The organism is Ensifer sp. ENS02 (assembly GCF_014851885.1).
Classification (GTDB): domain Bacteria; phylum Pseudomonadota; class Alphaproteobacteria; order Rhizobiales; family Rhizobiaceae; genus Ensifer; species Ensifer adhaerens.
On record NZ_JACVAO010000014.1, the window covers coordinates 76,610 to 93,713 of the forward strand.

Genomic DNA, 17,104 nt, shown 5'->3' on the forward strand with positions numbered 1-17,104 from the left:
CGATTTTCTTTGCAAAACAATAACTTGACTTGTCGTGCCGCGATGCGGACGATAGCGCCAAGATAAGGCGATCGCGCCTATGGGGCGCCGCGTCGAAAATGAAGGACGCCGCTTAGCGGTCTGACATGGACAAGGCAGCACGCATCGCCCCGCAGCGGGCCTGGGGCAAGGGACGGGTGGTCGCCAAGGCGGCGCTCGGCCACAGCCGCATTGCCGAACTCTACCAGGAAGGCTGCGCCAAGATCCGCCTGCCAAAGACCTTCGACACCTCGATGGAGGCAGTGCTCATCAATTCCTCCGGCGGCCTCACCGGCGGCGACCGCATGGTCTGGGAGGTCGCGGCAGGGGCTGGAACCGATGTGACGGTGACGACGCAGGCCTGCGAGAAGATCTATAAGGCGAGCGCCGATACCGTCGAAGTGAAAACGCGCATCGAGGTTGCCGCCGGCGCGCGCGTCGACTGGTTGCCGCAGGAGACGATCCTCTTCGACCGTGCCTCGCTGTCGCGCTCGCTGGAGGTGGAGCTTGCTGCCGACGCGACGTTTCTCGCGGTGGAAGCGGTTCTGCTCGGTCGCAAGGCGATGGGCGAGGCGGTTGAAACCGGGCTCTTCCGCGATCGCTGGCGCATCCGCGTCGAGGGCAAGCTGTTGCATGCGGACAATCTGGCGCTATCAGGAGAGGTCGCGCGCCTCAGTCAGCGCAAGGCGGTGCTCGATGGCGGGGCCGCCTTCGCCACGCTGCTCCATGTCGGTCCCGACTGCGAACCCTTGCTGCCGCGTCTTCGGTCGCTCGTCGATGGCGCAGCGGGCGTCGGCATCAGCCATTTTCAGGTCCATGGCCGCGACAAGCTGGTTGCCCGTTTCGTGGCGCCGGATGGCTTCGCGCTCAGAAAAATCCTCATCCCGGTTATTTCGCACTTGCGCAAGCAGAAGACTGTGCCGAAAGTCTGGGTTCTCTAGCTCGTTTCACATTTTTATTTGAAACAGTGAAATGATCTAACGCATTGAAACTTTGTAATTCCTGGCGGAAGACCGCTTCGCAGATTTCCAGGGAATTGCTTCACGAACAACCGGTGGCGACGCATGAATCTTACCCCGCGCGAGAAAGACAAACTGCTGATTTCGATGGCGGCCATGGTCGCCCGCAGGCGCGTGGAGCGCGGCGTGAAACTCAACCATCCCGAAGCGATCGCGCTGATCACCGACTTCGTCGTCGAGGGCGCGCGCGACGGGCGCTCGGTTGCCGAACTGATGGAGGCGGGCGCCCAGGTGCTGACGCGCGATCAGGTGATGGAGGGAATCCCCGAGATGATCCACGACATCCAGATCGAGGCGACGTTTCCTGACGGGACAAAGCTCGTCACCGTGCACGAGCCGATCCGCTAGGCGCGGAACGAGTAGGTGGCTTGTTGGCGCAGGGTGCCTGAGGGCCTGAACGCGGGACAAAAGCATGCGGCCGGCCGAGGGCGGCTTGAGGAGAAGACCATGATCCCAGGAGAAATCATTGCTGCGGCCGGAGAGATCGAGCTCAATGCCGGTCTCGACACGGCGACGATCGAGGTTGCCAACACCGGCGACCGCCCGATCCAGGTCGGCAGCCACTATCACTTCGCCGAAACCAATGCGGGGCTGCAGTTTGACAGGAAAGCAGCCTACGGCTGCCGGCTCGACATTCCCGCCGGCACGGCCGTGCGGTTCGAGCCGGGCCAGACGCGCCAGGTGACGCTGATACCGCTTTCCGGCAAGCGCGAGGTCTATGGCTTCCGCCAGCAGGTGATGGGCAAGCTATGAGAGTGCTGCCGGTTCTCGGTCTGCTTCTGGTGCTTGCCACCCCGGCGCTCGCCGAGGATGAGCCAGACGTGGATTGCGCGAATGCGATGGCTCAGCCGGATCTGAATGACTGCGCCTACCGGGAATACCAAGCGGCGGACGCGGAACTGAATGCGGTCTACAGGCAGGCGATGACGGCGGCGCAGAATGTCGACAAGGAGCTGGAAGGCGCCGATATCGGCGCGGTCGAGGCGCTGAAGACGGCGCAGCGCGCCTGGATCGGCTATCGTGACGGACAATGCGAGCTGGCCGGTTTCCAGGCCCGTGGCGGCCAGGCGGAGCCGATGCTGGTTTCAGGCTGCCTTGCCCAGCTCACGCAGAAGCGTACCGCCGAACTCAACGAATTTCTCGAAGCTCAAGGGAACTGACCGTTGCAGGCTCGCCGCGTCATCATGATCGTGGGCAATGGCGAGGTGCCTGACGGCGCCGGCGCAACGATCGATGCCGCCGATCTGGTCGTGCGCTTCAACGATTGCCGCTCTGTCGGCTCCGGTGGCCACAGGACCGATATCGTCGCGGTCTGCAATACCGGACGCCCGGGGATTTCCATGCTCGGCGGTGGTCGCTGGAAGACCAATGCCGCCGTGCGCCAGGCGCGGGAGATATGGTGCGTTCGCTCCGGCGCGAAGTTTGCCGCCATGCGGGCCGGGCTTGCGGAAACGCATCCGGACCTCGACGATTTCTGCGACGATTACACTGTCGGTTTCGAGAGCTTCGCCCGTTCGACCAACCGCGGCTTTCGCGTCGTCCCGGTCGATGTGCACGACCAGGTGGAGCAGGATCTCGCCGGCTTTTCGCCAGCCCCTTATGTCGTTCCATCGAGCGGGATGATCGTCATTGCCGATGTGCTCGCGCATCTAGCGACACCCGACGACGAGGTCGTTCTTGCCGGCTTCGGCCATGTCGGTTGGGAATGGCATCCCTTCGCCGTCGAGCGCCGCCATGTCGATGCGCTTGCAGCCAGCGGCCGTCTTCGCCGCCTCCATCCCATTTCTACTTCGTCCCAAGGAGCCTGAACCATGCCCTACAAGATGTCGCGCGCGGCCTATGCCAACATGTTCGGCCCGACGGTCGGCGACAAGGTGCGGCTCGCTGATACCGAACTTTTCGTCGAGGTGGAGAAGGACTTCACGACCTATGGCGAGGAGGTGAAGTTCGGTGGCGGCAAGGTCATTCGCGACGGCATGGGGCAGAGTCAGGCGACACGCGCCGAGGGCGCCGTCGACACCGTCATCACCAATGCGCTGATCGTCGATCACTGGGGCATCGTCAAAGCGGATATCGGCCTCAAGGACGGACGCATCGCCGGCATCGGCAAGGCCGGCAACCCGGACACGCAACCGGGCGTCACCGTCATCGTCGGTCCCGGCACGGAGGTCATCGCGGGCGAAGGCAAGATCATCACCGCGGGCGGCATGGACAGCCACATTCATTACATCTGCCCGCAACAGATCGAGGAAGCGCTGGTGAGCGGGCTTACGACCATGCTTGGTGGCGGCGCCGGGCCGGGGCATGGCACGCTCGCCACCACCTGTACCTCCGGTCCCTGGCATCTCGCCCGCATGATCGAGGCGGCCGATGGCTTCCCGATGAACATCGCCTTTGCCGGCAAGGGCAATGCGTCGCGACCGGGTGCGCTGGTGGAAATGGTGCTCGCCGGCGCCACCTCGCTGAAGCTACATGAGGACTGGGGCTCGACGCCGGCGGCGATCGATTGCTGCCTCGGTGTCGCCGACGAATACGACGTGCAGGTGATGATCCATACGGACACCTTGAACGAGAGCGGCTTCGTCGAGGATACGATCGCGGCGATCAAGGGCCGCACCATCCATGCCTTCCACACGGAAGGGGCCGGCGGCGGCCACGCGCCCGACATCATCAAGATCTGCGGCCAGCCGAACGTCATTCCGTCCTCGACCAACCCGACGCGGCCCTACACCAAGAATACGCTTGCCGAGCATCTGGACATGCTGATGGTCTGCCATCACCTGTCGCCGTCGATCCCCGAGGACATCGCCTTTGCCGAGAGCCGCATCCGCAAGGAGACGATCGCCGCCGAGGACATCCTGCATGATATCGGCGCCTTCTCGATCATCTCGTCGGACAGCCAGGCCATGGGCCGCGTCGGCGAAGTGGCGATCCGCACCTGGCAGACTGCCGACAAGATGAAGCGTCAGCGCGGGCCGCTGCCGCAGGAAACCGGCGACAACGACAATTTCCGGGTGAAGCGCTATATCGCCAAATACACGATCAATCCGGCGATCGCCCACGGCCTCAGCCATGAGATCGGCTCCATCGAGGTCGGCAAGCGCGCCGATCTCGTCCTCTGGAACCCAGCCTTCTTCGGTGTGAAGCCCGACTTCGTGCTGCTCGGCGGCTCGATCGCGATGGCGCCGATGGGCGATCCGAATGCCTCCATCCCGACGCCGCAGCCGGTGCACTACCGGCCGATGTTTGCCGCCTACGGCAAGAACCGCACGAGTTCGTCTGTAACCTTCGTGTCGCAGGCCTCGCTCGACGCCGGCCTTGCCGCCAAGCTCGGCGTTGCCAAGCAGCTTGTGGCGGTCCGCAACACCCGTGGCGGCATCGGCAAGGCATCGATGATCCACAACAACCTGCTGCCGCATATCGAGGTCGATCCGGAGACCTATGAGGTGCGCGCCGACGGTGAGCTTCTGACCTGCGAGCCGGCGACGGTCGTGCCGATGGCACAGCGCTATTTCCTGTTCTGAACAAGCAGGGACAGGGAATGAAGCGTGGCCTGAAATGGGCTTTCTTCGGCCTACTGGCGGCGATACTTGCCATCGTTGCCGGAACCTTGCTGCCGCGGCCGCTCCTGCCGGTTTCCGCCTCTGCGGCGGGAGCAGGGGGCACGCGCATCCTTCTGCTTTCCGGCCCGATCCACACGGACATCGCCATACCCCTGACGGACGAGATTCGAGCGCGGTTCGGCTTTGTCGAGGCGGCCGGCGTGCCGCTTGCGCATCCGCGGGCTGAATGGCTGATCTTTGGCTGGGGCGGGCGGGCCTTCTATCTGGAAACGCCGACCTGGTCTGAGCTGAAGCCCGGGCCCGTGTTCAAGGCGCTGACCGTCGACCGCTCGGTGATGCATGTGGATATCGCCGGTCGGATCGTCGAGCCGCAGGCTGCCGTCACCGGCTTCGAGCTGGACGAAGCGGGATACGATCGGCTGCTCGGCTTTATTGCCGAAAGCTTCACCCGCGAGGCCGGAGCTGTCGTTTCGATCGAGGGTTTTTCCTACAATGGCAACGACCGCTTCTTCGAGGCCGGAGGCAGCTTCAACGCGCTTTTCGGCTGCAACACATGGACGGCGCGGGCGTTGCGTGAGGCGGGCTTGCGAACGGGCCTGTGGAACCCGGTCCCGCCAAGCCTCGGGCTGTCGCTGCGGCTCCACAATTGAGCAATGATTGGCAGGCAGTGATTGGCAGGCGGCAGCCATGCGGTCACCGCATGGCTGCCATGCTCGCATGTGAATTGGGGCCTTTCGTGCTGCGTCGCAGCGCAATATCCGATAGGAAGACGGCTGACCTTCCTCGGTTGCCAGCAATCCTCCCAAGACCTGCCGACCGAGAGCTGCGCCAGAGCGGTTTGCGGTTCTCCGCATGTATCCCGCTCTAACTTACAAGAGACGATCACGTTCATGATTTTGGTCGAACCGATCCAAATCATCGTGGTCCAAAGGAGATGACGATGCTTGGCAGAAAAGTACCCGCTGTAACGTTCCGCACCCGCGTTCGCGACGAGGCCGTTGGCGGCTCGAACCCGTTCCGCTGGGAGGACGTGTCCTCCGACGATTACTTCGCAGGCAAGCGCGTCGTGCTGTTCTCGCTGCCGGGCGCGTTTACGCCGACTTGCTCGACCTTCCAGTTGCCCGATTTCGAAAAGCTGACGGCCGATTTCCGCGCCGAGGGCGTTGACGAAATCTACTGCATCTCGGTCAACGACGCTTTCGTCATGAACGCCTGGGGCAAGTCCCAGGGCCTCGAAAACGTCAAGCTGATCCCGGACGGTTCGGGTGAGTTCACCCGCAAGATGGGCATGCTCGTCGCCAAGGACAATCTCGGCTTCGGCATGCGCTCCTGGCGCTACGCTGCCGTCGTCAACAACGGCGTTGTCGAGCAGTGGTTCGAAGAAGAAGGCTATTCCGACAACTGCGACAGCGACCCCTATGGCGTTTCCTCGCCGCAGAACATTCTGGAGACGCTGAAGTCCCAGAAGCTTGCCGCCTGATGGCAGCGACCTATCGTTCCTGATTGGAAAGAGCCCGAAGATCGGATCCGGTCTTTGGGCTTTTTCTTGCGCGGTACAGCCGCCGCAAGCGCCTGAAAAGCCGCACCCGCCGCTGGCGCCAGGGCTTTTTCTTGCTAAAGTAGCCGGCAGAAAAGATATCGAGGGTTCAATGGTTTACATTATCGCCTACCTGACCGCACACCCCGGCAAGGGGGATGAGGTAGTGTCGCTCGCAGCACCGCTGATCGAGGCCACCCGGCGCGAGGCCGGCTGCATCACCTATGATCTCTACCGCAAGCCGGCCGAGCCCGACGCGCTGGTTTTTGTCGAAACCTGGAAGGACAAGGCAGCCGTCGACGCGCATTTCGACGAACCACATCTGAAGGCCTTTCAGGCGGCGATGGCCGACCTGCTCGTCGAGGCGCGCCTCGAGCTCGTGACGCCGGAAAAGGTCGAGGTTCTCTGACGATGCCCTATCGTTCGACAGAGGTTCTCTCGCCGGGGCCGGCCGATATTGCGCCGCTTCATAGCGTGACATTGACGCACGACGCGCGGCATCTGCGCCGCAAGTTGCTGCATCTCGAAAACGACGATGTGGTGATGCTGGATCTCAAGGAAGCGGTTATGCTTGCCGATGGCGACCTCCTGGTGCTCGAAGGCGGCGGCCAGATCCGCATCGCTGCCGCGCCCGAGGCGCTCTACGAGATCCGCCCGCGCGACGCGATGCATCTGATCGAGCTTGCCTGGCATCTCGGCAATCGCCACCTGCCGGCACAGTTCGAAGAGAGCCGCATCCTGATTGCCCGCGATCCGGTGATCCGCCAGATGCTCGAAGGCCTGGGCGCGGCGGTGAACGAGGTTTCGCTGCCTTTCCATCCGCTGCGCGGCGCCTACCATGCCGGCGGCCACAATCATGGCCATAATCATCACCACCATGGCTGAGCGGGTCGACACGCAAGCGCTGCTTCGCCTCGTGACATGGATGTCGCCGGCCTTTCCGGTCGGCGCGTTTTCCTATTCCAGCGGGCTTGAGCAGGCGGTTCACGACCGTCTGGTGAGCGACGCCGGCGAGCTTCGCAACTGGCTGGAGGCGGTCATCTCTCTGGGCTACGGCTGGAACGATGCGCTGCTTCTGGCCGAGAGCTATCGCGCCGTGAACGACCATGCCCGGCTGGCTGCGGCGGCAGAGCTTGCCGAAGCCCTGGCGGGAGGCCGCGAGCGCCATATGGAAACGATGCTGCAGGGCCAGGCGTTTCTGGCAGCGGCGCGCTCGTGGCCGGATCCGGTTCTCGATGCGCTGCCTGAGAGTGTCGCCTATCCGGTCGCAGTCGGTGCCGTCGCCGGCGCTCATGAAACGGGCCTCGAGCCGGCGCTTGCCGCCTATCTCAACGCCTCTGTCTCGAACGCCGTCTCGGTGGCGATCCGTTGCGGCGTGACCGGCCAGCGCGATGGCGTCGGCATCATTGCAGCACTCGAACCGGTCATCGCGGCGACAGCCGTCAAGGCCGCCGGCGCCTCGCTCGACGATCTCGGCTCGGCCACGATGACAGCGGATATTTCGTCGCTCAGACACGAGAGCCTGCATTCGCGGCTCTTCCGTTCGTAACTCATAGAACTGCGCAATTTCGGACGGAAACTGTCTCACGCTTCCCTGGAATTGCTTCCACCTTGAAAGGACATCCAGATGGCATCGAAGAACGGTCCCCTTCGCGTCGGCATTGGCGGGCCGGTGGGCTCGGGCAAGACGGCGCTGACCGACAAGCTTTGCAAGGCGATGCGGGAGAAGTACTCCGTCGCCGTCGTCACCAACGATATCTACACCAAGGAAGATGCCGAGGCGTTGGTGCGCATGCAGGCGCTACCGTCCGATCGCATCGTCGGGGTGGAGACCGGTGGCTGCCCGCATACGGCGATCCGCGAGGACGCCACGATCAATCTGCAGGCGATCGCTGATCTCAACCGCCGCATCCCCGATCTCGATGTCGTCTTCATCGAATCCGGCGGTGACAATCTTGCGGCGACCTTTTCGCCTGATCTCGCTGACCTGACGATCTATGTCATCTCGGTCTGCCAGGGCGAGGAAATCCCGCGCAAGGGCGGGCCGGGCATCACCAAATCGGACCTTCTCGTCATCAACAAGAAGGATCTGGCGCCCTATGTCGGGGCCGATCTCGACGTGATGCAGCGGGATGCGACGCGCATGCGGGCGGAAAAGCCCTTCGTCTTTACCGACATGAAGCGCGGCGACGGCATCAACCGGATCGTCGATTTCCTGACGCTGCACGGCGGCCTCTGACGCCGTCCGCTTTTGTTGCTTCTGGCGCCTGAACCTTCGTCAACGCGTCAGAAGCGCTCCAGCGCCTGCCGGTCGTGGATCTCGATGACGCGGCCCTTGACGGTGACGCCGGAGCGGCGAAGGGCCGAGAAGGCGCGAGACAGTGCCTCGGGCGCCAGGCCCAACTTGCCGGCCAGCACATTCTTCTGGAAGGGCAGGCGGAAGGAAAAGTTGGTGATGCCATCGGGGCAATTGCCGAGGATATAGCTCGCGACCCGCTGCGGTGCCGTGAGCAGCCGGTCTTCGGCCAGGCAATCCTCCGCCATTTGCGCGTGCCGGCACAAAAGCTGCATCAGTGCGTCGGCGATCTCGGGCGTCTGTTCGGCCAGCTTGCGAAGCCTGCGGCTGTCGATGCGCGCAAGCATCGTCGTCTCGATCGCCTGGGCGTTGGCGGTGGCGCGGTTGCCAAGGAACATGGCGCTTTCGCCGAACAGCTCGCCTTTCGGGAAGACGGCGATATCCGCCTCGCGCCCGTCCTTGCCCAGCCGGTAGAGCCGCACCAGACCGGAGAGGACCAAGAAGACTTGATCCAGTGCCTCGCCCTGGCCAAAGAGGATGTCGTGCTCCTCGTGTGTGGAAACCACGACATCATCGAGAATGGCGCTCGACGCCGCCGCCGGCAGCTTTTCGAAAAAGCAGGAGCCGAGCAGCACCGCCCTGTCGTTCGAGTTCAATCGCAACGTCTTCATCGTACCCGTCCTGAGTAAAATCCAGTGCTAGGGTAGAGGGCTTTGCAGATCTTGGTTTGACCTCGATCAAATAGAAATCACAAAAAGCCCGCGCTTGCAGGGCGCGGGCTTGCTTTAGAATTGTGGCCGCCCCGGGCGGTGAGCCCCTTCGGCGATGACCTACTCGGCAGCGAGCGCTGGGTGGTTGATGACCTTGCCGCCGGACCGTCCCTTGGTCTGGTCCGTTTCCAGCGTCTTCAGCCGGTCCTCCAGGCCTTCGATCGTCTTGCCTTGCTCATGCACCAGATCGGTGAGGGCCTCGCGGTCGAGCGGCAGGTTTTCCTCGTCCTTCTTGCCGACGAAGCGGCCGAAGATGCGGGCGAGCAGTCGCGAGAGGTCGTCCATGATCAGGAAGAACGACGGCACGATCACGAGGCTCAACACCGTCGAGACGATGATGCCGCCGATCACGGCGATCGCCATCGGGGCGCGGAACGAGCCGCCTTCGCCGACGCCGAGCGCGGAGGGCAACATGCCCGCCGACATGGCGATCGAGGTCATGATGATCGGGCGGGCGCGCTTGCGGCCGGCCTCGATCATGGCGACCTGCCGGTCCATGCCGTGATGCATCATCTCGATACCGAAGTCGACGAGCAGGATGGCGTTCTTCGTGACGATACCCATCAGCATCAGGATGCCGATCAGAACCGGCATGGATAGCGCGTTCTGCGTCAGGATCAGCGCGGCCGCCACGCCGCCGATTGCGAGCGGCAGCGAGAACAGGATCGTGAAGGGCTGGATCACGTCCTTGAACAAGAGGATCAGCACCACCAGCACCAGCATCAGGCCGAGCAGCATGGCGTTGCCGAAGCTCTGCTGCATTTCCGCCTGCACCTCGGCGTCGCCGCTTTCGAGGAACTGCACGGACTTCGGCAGATCGGCCTGGCCGGCGATCTGCTTGAAGCGCTCCGAGGCCGTGTTGAGCGCGACGCCGACCGGGAGATCCGCGCCGAGCGATACGACGCGGTTGCGATCGTAGCGCTTGATCGAGCTCGGGCCTTCCGAATAGTTGATGTCGGCAACGCTCGACAGCGGCACGGTGGCGCCGGCGGCGGTCGTGATCTTCAGATTGCGGATCGCGGCGATATCCGTGCGGAAGTCGCGGTTGATCTGCACGCGGATCGGGATCAGCCGCCCGTCGAGGGCGATCTTGGTCAGCGCCGCGTCGATATCGCCGATGGTGGCGACACGGATCACCTCGGAGATCTGCGCGGTGGTGATTCCGAGGCGCGACATCTGCTCGTCCCGCGGACGGATCTGCAGTTCCGGACGGGGAAGGGCGCCATCCGGGCTGACATTGGCCAGCAACGAGTCGCTCCTCAACTTGCCTTCCAGCGTCGCCACAGCCTGATCGAGATCGGCCTCGTTGTTGGAGAGCAGGTTGAAGGAGAGATCGCGCTCACCGCGGTCGTTGAGCTTGATCACCCGCACATCCGGAATGTCACGGACGCGAGCGAAGATTTCCTTCTCGATCTGCGACTGCGGGATGATGCGGCCGGCAGGCGGCATCTTCGGCAGGTACGCGCCGATCACCGGCGTGCGACCGATGACGTCATTGACGATCTTGTTGACGAGCGACTGGTCGAGCTTCTTCAGAAGCACCGTCACCGTCGCGCGGCGCAGTTCCAGGTCGCCCTTCGGCGAAGCGCCGCCGAGTACGAAGATGTTGTCGACGCCTTCGATATCCTTGATCCGATCGTAGATCTCGGTGGTGGTGCGGTCGGTGTCCTCGAGCATGGCGTCCGGCGGCAGCTCGATCGACAGGCTGACGCGCGAGGCGTCTTCCGGCGGCAGGAAGCTGCCGGGCACGAAGAGGACGAGCGCGAAGACAGAACCAACCGAGAAGACGATGGCCGCAAGCAGCGTCAGGTAGCGGGTGTACCAGTGCTTCGTCGTGGCGACCACAAGGCGCGTATAGTTGCGCATCATGAAGCCGTCCCGGTCATGATGATCACTGCCGGCGTCCGACGGGCGCATCAGATAGGCGGCCATCACAGGCGTGATCAGACGCGCGACGAGCAGCGAGAAGAACACCGCGACGGCGACCGTCAGACCAAACTGAATGAAGTATTGGCCGGGAATGCCCGGCATGAAGGATACGGGCACGAAGACCGCGATGATGGTGAAGGTCGTCGCGATAACGGCAAGGCCGATTTCGTCCGCCGCTTCGATCGAGGCGCGATAGGGCGATTTGCCCATATGGATGTGCCGCTCGATGTTCTCGATCTCGACGATCGCGTCGTCGACGAGAATACCGGTTGCAAGCGTCATCGCCAGGAAGCTGACGAGGTTCAGCGAGAAGCCGAGCAGGTCCATGACCCAAAAGGTCGGGATCGCCGACAGCGGCAGGGCCACGGCGGAAATCAGCGTTGCCCGCCAGTTGCGCAGGAAGAGCATGACGACGATGACGGCGAGCAGCGCGCCTTCCATCAGCGTGTGCAGCGCCGCCTCGTAGTTGCCGTAGGTGAAGTAGACGGAATCGTCGACCATCTCGATGGTGACGTCGGGGTTGGCCGCGCGGATCTTTTCGAGCGACTTGGCGACCGTCTCGGCGACGCTGACTTCCGAGGCGCCCTTCGCCCGGAAGACAGCAAAGGTCACGCCGGGGTTGCCGTTGAAGCGCGAGAAGGAACGCGGTTCCTCATAGGTATCGGTGACCGTGCCGAGATCGGACAGGCGCACGAAGCGGCCGCTCGGCACCGAGATCATCGTGTTGGCGAGCTGCTCGACATTGCGGGTATCGCCCAGCGTACGGATCGCCTGTTCGCTGCCGCCGACCTGACCACGGCCGGAGCCGAGGTCCATGTTCATGCGGCGCAGCTGGCCGTTGACGTCGGCGGCGGTGATGCCGAGCGAATTCAGCTTGTCTTCGTTGAGTTCGACCCGGACTTCGCGGTCGGCGCCACCGTAACGGTCGACGCGGCCGATGCCCTTCTTGCCCTGGATCTCACGCTTGATGACGTCGTCGACGAACCAGGAGAGTTCTTCGAGCGACATGCCCGGCGCGGACACGGAGAAGGTCTGGATCGCCTGGCCTTCGACGTCGACCTTGGAGACGATCGGTTCTTCGATCGAGGTCGGCAGGTCGCTGCGGATGCGGTCGATCGCGTCCTTGACGTCCTGCACCGCCTGGGCCGTAGGCACTTCCATGCGGAAAATGACGGCGGTGGTCGAGGTACCGTCGTTGATCGTCGACTGGATATGATCGACGCCGGTGACGCTTGCGACCGCGTCCTCGACTTCCTTGGTGACCTGGGTTTCGAGCTCGGCCGGAGAGGCGCCGCTCTGCGTCACGTTGATCGAGACGATCGGGACGTCAATATTGGGGAAGCGGGTGATCGGCAACGACACGAAGGACTGGTAGCCCAGCACCATCAGGACGACGAAGAAGAGGATCGGAGCGATCGGATTGCGTATGGACCAGGCTGAGAAGTTCATGGTCACGGTTCCTGTCAGTTGGTCGCTGATGCGGCGGACTTGACGGGGTTGATGCGGTCACCGTCGCGGACATAGGCGCCGGCTCTCGCTACCACTTCCTCCCCGGCCTTCAGGCCCTCGAGGACTTCGATGAACTTGCCGTCGGAAATCCCTGTCTTGACCGGCAGGATGCGGATGACGCCGTTTTCGACCTTGCGAACGATGGTACGGCCGTTCTCATTGGTAACGGCCGTTTGCGGCAGGACCACCGTCTGCTTCTGTTCGGCGGTGATCAGCGCGCTCGCATACATGCCGGCGCGTGCCTTCTCGGTGTCCATCAGGCTGATGAAGACGGTGCCGAGGCGGCTGACGGGATCAACCGTCGGAGCGATCAGGCGGATCTTGCCTTCGACCTTGGTGTTGCCGCCGGCAAGCGTCACGACGGCCGGCTGGCCGACAGCGAGCTTGATGATATCGGCTTCGGCGACATCGGCTTTCATCTCGATGGCACCGTCGCGGATCATGGCGAAGAGCGGGTCGCTGTTACCGGTGGCGATCGCGCCGACCTTGGCATTCTTGGCCGAGATGACACCTGCGACCGGTGCCTTGACCTCGGTTCGGGCGAGGCGCAGGTCGATGTCGTCGATTTGCGCTTCAGCGACCTTGATGTCGGCACTGGCCACGGCAACGGCCTGTTCGGCCGAAAGCACGCGGGCATGCGTCGCGATCGCGAGCGCCCGGACGCGATCGGCCTCGGCCGTCGAGACGGTGCCGTTCTTGGAGAGTTCGGCCGCACGGTCGCTGACGCGCTTGGCCTCGTCGTTGTTAGCCTTGGTTTCGCTGAGCTGGGCGTTCAACTGGGCAAGCCCGGCCTCGGCCTTGGCAAGCGAGGCTTCGAGTTCGCTTTTTTGCAGGCGAAGCGCGTCGTCGTTGAGGACCACGAGAACACTGCCGGCTTCAACCGTGTCGCCGACATCGACATTGAGCGTGCGGATGGAGAGGCCGTCGACCATCGGGGCGACATAGACCTGCTCGACGGCCTGGATGGTGCCGGTCGCAACCACCCGGTCGCTGATCGACTGGTCGACCGCCGTCGTCACGACGATGGAGGGCAAGCTCGGCGCTGGTTTCGGTTGCGCTGCTTCCTCCGCCCGGGCGAAGGAAAGCGAACCAAGGGTCATCGCAGCGCACACGCTGAGGACAGGCAATACTTTTTGAGCCATCGGCTTCACAGTCCCGGCAATGGAAACAATATCGAGCGGATCTCCGCTTGATGCAGGATCCACGGGCAATCAGGCTATTTTACCGCACCGCCACAAGGTCCCGGCAAAGTGCTCGAGAACAGGAGATGGCGTATTCCTCACTTCGCGCTCCGCGTGCACGGTATCAGACCGTAGACGCGGGCGGAACTGGGACCGGTTACCGCAGGCAAGGCACTGGAAAAAAGACTTCCTCCGTCATGCCTGCCTCCAACAAACATCGTGGCCTATGTAATCTCGGCCTTTGACGCTTACAAGGGTGCACGAAGCGATGGTGCCTCAATATTCCGTTCGTTCTGCGGTTATGGTTGCGATCTTGACACGATCTTGACAATGGCAAGCAAAGGTAGCGCCGTTGTTCGCCGGATTACCACCCCCACGCCCGGTACCCGGCAGCAGCTTGGCGGATGCGAACGACCGCTAAGAAAACGGAAGAGGGCCGCACGATACTGAGCCGTGCGACCCTCTTTTGCGTTGCGGAGACCGGCCTATTTCAGCGCGGCGTCGGTGATCTCATGTGTCCAGGCGCCCTCGGGCTCCTTGGAAATCACGGGATCGGAACCACCCGAAAGCAGCGACTGCACGGTGCGTTTGTAGTCTGCTTCGTCGAGCGAGCCGTTGGAGCCGGCGGTGAGCTTTGCCACTTCGCTCATCATGCGCTTCTGGTGCTTCTCGGTCTGGGCGCCGGTGGAATCGTTTTCAAGAACGATATCGGCGGCCTCGTCCGGGTTCTGCTCGGCATATTTCCAGCCCTTCATCGAGGCGCGGACGAACTTGACCATCTTGTCCTTGAAGGCGGGATCCTTGAGTTTGTCCTCAAGTACGTACAGGCCGTCTTCGAGCGTCGCCACGCCCTGGTCTTCATACTTGAAGGTCACCAGGTCGTCCGTCTTGATGCCGGCATCGATGACCTGCCAGTACTCGTTATAGGTCATGGTGGAGATGCAGGCGGCCTGCTTCTGGATCAGCGGGTCGACGTTGAAGCCCTGTTTCAGGACGGTCACGCCGTTCGGGCCGCCGTCGGTCGGGATCTTCAGGTGCGCCATCCAGGAGAGGAACGGATACTCGTTGCCGAAGAACCACACGCCAAGCGTCTGACCCTTGAACTTGTCCGGGCTGGTGACGCCGGTTTCCTTCAGGCAGGTCAGCATCATGCCGGATTTCTTGAACGGCTGGGCAATGTTGACGAGCGGCACGCCCTTTTCGCGGGTGGCAAGGGCCGACGGCATCCAGTCGACGATAACGTCGGCGCCGCCGCCGGCGATCACCTGGGCCGGGGCGATGTCCGGACCGCCGGGCTTGATGTCGACGTCGAGGCCTTCTTCTTCGTAGAAGCCCTTGTCCTTGGCGACGTAGTAGCCGGCAAACTGCGCCTGGGTCACCCACTTCAGCTGCAGCGTCACCTTTTCGGCAGCTTCAGCCTGGAACGCTGCGAGCGAAAAGACGCCTGCGGCGAGAAGCGATGCAAGTCTTTTGTTCATGTCAGTTCCCTCTTGTTTTTACTTCGTTTTATTTAAGTTCTTCAAGCAGGCTCAGGCGCGCCCTCCGCGAATGGAGGGATGCCAGAAGGTGACGGCGCGCTCGATGAGTGCGACCACGCCGTAGAAGGCGGAACCGGCGACCGCCGCAACGGCGATCTCGGCCCAGACCATGTCGACATTCATGCGTCCCACTTCCGTGGAAATCCGGAACCCCATGCCGACGATGGGGGTCCCGAAGAACTCGGCGACGATGGCACCGATCAGCGCCAGCGTCGAATTGATCTTTAGCGCGGTGAAGATGAACGGCCAGGCGGCCGGCAGGCGTAATTTGACCAGCGTCTGCCACCAGGAGGCGGCGTAGGTGCGCATCAGGTCGCGTTCCATGTGGCTGGCGGCGGCAAGGCCGGCAACCGTGTTCACCAGCATCGGGAAGAAGGTCATGATGACGACGACGGCGACCTTCGACTGCCAGTCGAAGCCGAACCACATGACCATGATCGGGGCTACCCCGATGACGGGAAGGGCCGAGACGAAATTGCCGAGTGGCAGAAGGCCTTTCTGCAGGAAGGGCGAACGGTCGATCAGGATCGCAACGGCGAAGCCGAGGCCGCAGCCGAGCGCATAGCCGATCAACACTGCCTTCAGGAAGGTCTGGCGGAAATCGGCGCCGAGCGTCGGCAGCGAATTGATCAGCTTTTGCCAGATCATCGAGGGTGCCGGCAAAAGCACGGAGGGGACCTGGAAGCCGCGGACGATGCCTTCCCAGAGAACCAGGATGGTGATGCCGAAGATCACCGGTACGGCGAAGCGGGCGGCGCTGTTTGCGGCCGCGCTCTGGAAGTTCTGGCGCACCAGCCATTCGTTGAAGGCCCAGGCGGTGAGCCAGAAGATGATCGCGGCGGCAAGGACGGGAAGGTTCATGGCTTGGCTCCCATGCGCTTCAGGACGGCGGTGTGGGCAAAGCCGACGATCATGACGAGAACGGCCGCAAGGGCTGCCGCCATGAAGAGAGCGGCCCAGATCTGCACCGTCTGGCCATAATAGGAGCCGGCCAGCAGCCGGGCACCAAGACCTGCGACCGCACCGGTCGGCAATTCGCCGACGATGGCGCCGACCAGCGAGATGGCGACGGCAACCTTCAGCGAGGTGAAGAGGTAGGGCATCGACGACGGCCAGCGCAGCTTCCAGAAGGTCTGCGACGGGGAGGCATTGTAGGTGTGCATGAGGTCGAGCTGGATCGTCTCCGGGCTGCGCAGGCCCTTCACCATGCCGACGACGACCGGGAAGAAGGAGAGATAGGTCGAGATCAGTGCCTTCGGCAAAAGTCCGGAAATGCCGATGGCGTTCAAGACGACGATGATCATCGGCGCAATCGCGAGGATCGGGATCGTCTGGCTGGCGATGACCCAGGGCATCAGCGAGCGGTCCATGGCGCGGTTGTGGACGATGCCGACTGCCAGGAGGATGCCGAGGGCGGCGCCGATGCCGAAGCCGAGAAGGGTTGCCGAGAGCGTGATCCAGGCGTGGTAGACGAGGCTGCGCTTCGAGGTGATTGCCTTGTTGAAGGTGGTGTCCCAGATCTCGGCGATCACCTGGTGCGGTGCCGGCAGTACCGGACGTTCCTGCGCCATGGTGTTGCGCACGATCTCAGAGAAGCTGATCTCGGTGCCGGCGCGGGCTGCCGTATCACGCTCGAAGGGGGCGTTGAGGAAGACGACCGCGACATACCAGATGGCGATCAGCAGCAGGACGACGGTGCCGACCGGCACCAACTTGTCCCTGAAGAAACTTGGTTCCTGCATCG

Annotated in this window: 18 protein-coding genes; 12 read left to right on the top strand and 6 right to left on the bottom strand. The window is 63.0% G+C overall.

From position 1 onward, the window contains the following. Positions 1 to 125: 125 nt before the first annotated feature. The 12 genes from IB262_RS26530 to ureG all read left to right on the top strand — a co-directional run bounded on the left by IB262_RS26530 (position 126) and on the right by ureG (position 8,376). On the top strand, positions 126 to 959 hold the full coding sequence (locus IB262_RS26530; RefSeq protein ID WP_060582407.1) for an urease accessory protein UreD: 834 nt from the start codon (positions 126 to 128) through the stop codon (positions 957 to 959). Between the two features lie 123 nt (positions 960 to 1,082). Continuing rightward, complete coding sequence (locus IB262_RS26535; protein WP_112975185.1) at positions 1,083 to 1,385, top strand: urease subunit gamma; 303 nt, start codon at positions 1,083 to 1,085, stop codon at positions 1,383 to 1,385. Positions 1,386 to 1,484: 99 nt separating this feature from the next. Further along, positions 1,485 to 1,790: an urease subunit beta gene (locus IB262_RS26540; protein ID WP_034794182.1), complete on the top strand. Its 306-nt coding sequence runs from the start codon at positions 1,485 to 1,487 to the stop codon at positions 1,788 to 1,790. Further along, the gene (locus IB262_RS26545) at positions 1,787 to 2,197 is read left to right on the top strand and encodes a lysozyme inhibitor LprI family protein (protein ID WP_112975184.1); all 411 of its coding nucleotides are present in this window, start codon (positions 1,787 to 1,789) and stop codon (positions 2,195 to 2,197) included. Before IB262_RS26540 ends, IB262_RS26545 begins: the two co-directional genes overlap by 4 nt. Positions 2,198 to 2,200: 3 nt before the next feature. Further along, on the top strand, positions 2,201 to 2,845 hold the full coding sequence (locus tag IB262_RS26550) for a Urease operon accessory protein (RefSeq protein WP_192493991.1): 645 nt from the start codon (positions 2,201 to 2,203) through the stop codon (positions 2,843 to 2,845). 3 nt (positions 2,846 to 2,848) lie between these two features. Further along, the gene (gene ureC / locus IB262_RS26555; protein ID WP_034794169.1) at positions 2,849 to 4,561 is read left to right on the top strand and encodes an urease subunit alpha; all 1,713 of its coding nucleotides are present in this window, start codon (positions 2,849 to 2,851) and stop codon (positions 4,559 to 4,561) included. Between the two features lie 17 nt (positions 4,562 to 4,578). Then, positions 4,579 to 5,250 (top strand): TIGR02117 family protein, encoded by a 672-nt coding sequence (locus IB262_RS26560; RefSeq protein ID WP_112975183.1) that lies wholly within the window; start codon positions 4,579 to 4,581, stop codon positions 5,248 to 5,250. Between the two features lie 290 nt (positions 5,251 to 5,540). After that, positions 5,541 to 6,080 (top strand): peroxiredoxin, encoded by a 540-nt coding sequence (locus IB262_RS26565; protein WP_112771951.1) that lies wholly within the window; start codon positions 5,541 to 5,543, stop codon positions 6,078 to 6,080. A 169-nt stretch (positions 6,081 to 6,249) separates the two neighbouring features. Beyond that, on the top strand, positions 6,250 to 6,546 hold the full coding sequence (locus IB262_RS26570; RefSeq protein ID WP_112975182.1) for a putative quinol monooxygenase: 297 nt from the start codon (positions 6,250 to 6,252) through the stop codon (positions 6,544 to 6,546). Positions 6,547 to 6,548: 2 nt separating this feature from the next. Continuing rightward, positions 6,549 to 7,022 carry an urease accessory protein UreE gene (gene ureE / locus IB262_RS26575; RefSeq protein WP_192493992.1) on the top strand — a complete coding sequence of 158 codons (474 nt, stop codon included), beginning with the start codon at positions 6,549 to 6,551 and terminating at the stop codon, positions 7,020 to 7,022. After that, the gene (locus tag IB262_RS26580) at positions 7,015 to 7,686 is read left to right on the top strand and encodes an urease accessory protein UreF (protein WP_112975191.1); all 672 of its coding nucleotides are present in this window, start codon (positions 7,015 to 7,017) and stop codon (positions 7,684 to 7,686) included. The genes ureE and IB262_RS26580 overlap by 8 nt, the downstream gene beginning before the upstream one ends. 78 nt (positions 7,687 to 7,764) lie before the next feature. Continuing rightward, a complete protein-coding gene (ureG, locus tag IB262_RS26585; protein WP_034794155.1) occupies positions 7,765 to 8,376 on the top strand; it encodes an urease accessory protein UreG in 612 nt (203 codons plus the stop codon). A 47-nt stretch (positions 8,377 to 8,423) separates the two neighbouring features. Here ureG and IB262_RS26590 read toward each other — a convergent pair whose 3' ends face one another. The 6 genes from IB262_RS26590 to IB262_RS26615 all read right to left on the bottom strand — a co-directional run bounded on the left by IB262_RS26590 (position 8,424) and on the right by IB262_RS26615 (position 17,102). Next, positions 8,424 to 9,104 carry a Crp/Fnr family transcriptional regulator gene (locus tag IB262_RS26590; RefSeq protein ID WP_034794150.1) on the bottom strand — a complete coding sequence of 227 codons (681 nt, stop codon included), beginning with the start codon at positions 9,102 to 9,104 and terminating at the stop codon, positions 8,424 to 8,426. A gap of 159 nt (positions 9,105 to 9,263) precedes the next feature. Then, positions 9,264 to 12,581, bottom strand: coding sequence for an efflux RND transporter permease subunit (locus IB262_RS26595; RefSeq protein ID WP_034794149.1), 3,318 nt, complete (start codon positions 12,579 to 12,581; stop codon positions 9,264 to 9,266). A gap of 14 nt (positions 12,582 to 12,595) precedes the next feature. Next, a complete protein-coding gene (locus IB262_RS26600) occupies positions 12,596 to 13,783 on the bottom strand; it encodes an efflux RND transporter periplasmic adaptor subunit (protein ID WP_034794147.1) in 1,188 nt (395 codons plus the stop codon). A gap of 524 nt (positions 13,784 to 14,307) precedes the next feature. Then, entirely contained in the window at positions 14,308 to 15,300 is a 993-nt protein-coding gene (locus IB262_RS26605; RefSeq protein ID WP_034794145.1) for an ABC transporter substrate-binding protein, read from the bottom strand. Between the two features lie 51 nt (positions 15,301 to 15,351). Then, positions 15,352 to 16,221 (bottom strand): ABC transporter permease, encoded by an 870-nt coding sequence (locus tag IB262_RS26610; RefSeq protein WP_089045639.1) that lies wholly within the window; start codon positions 16,219 to 16,221, stop codon positions 15,352 to 15,354. Then, complete coding sequence (locus tag IB262_RS26615) at positions 16,218 to 17,102, bottom strand: ABC transporter permease (RefSeq protein WP_034794141.1); 885 nt, start codon at positions 17,100 to 17,102, stop codon at positions 16,218 to 16,220. Before IB262_RS26615 ends, IB262_RS26610 begins: the two co-directional genes overlap by 4 nt. Between the last annotated feature and the right edge of the window lie 2 nt (positions 17,103 to 17,104).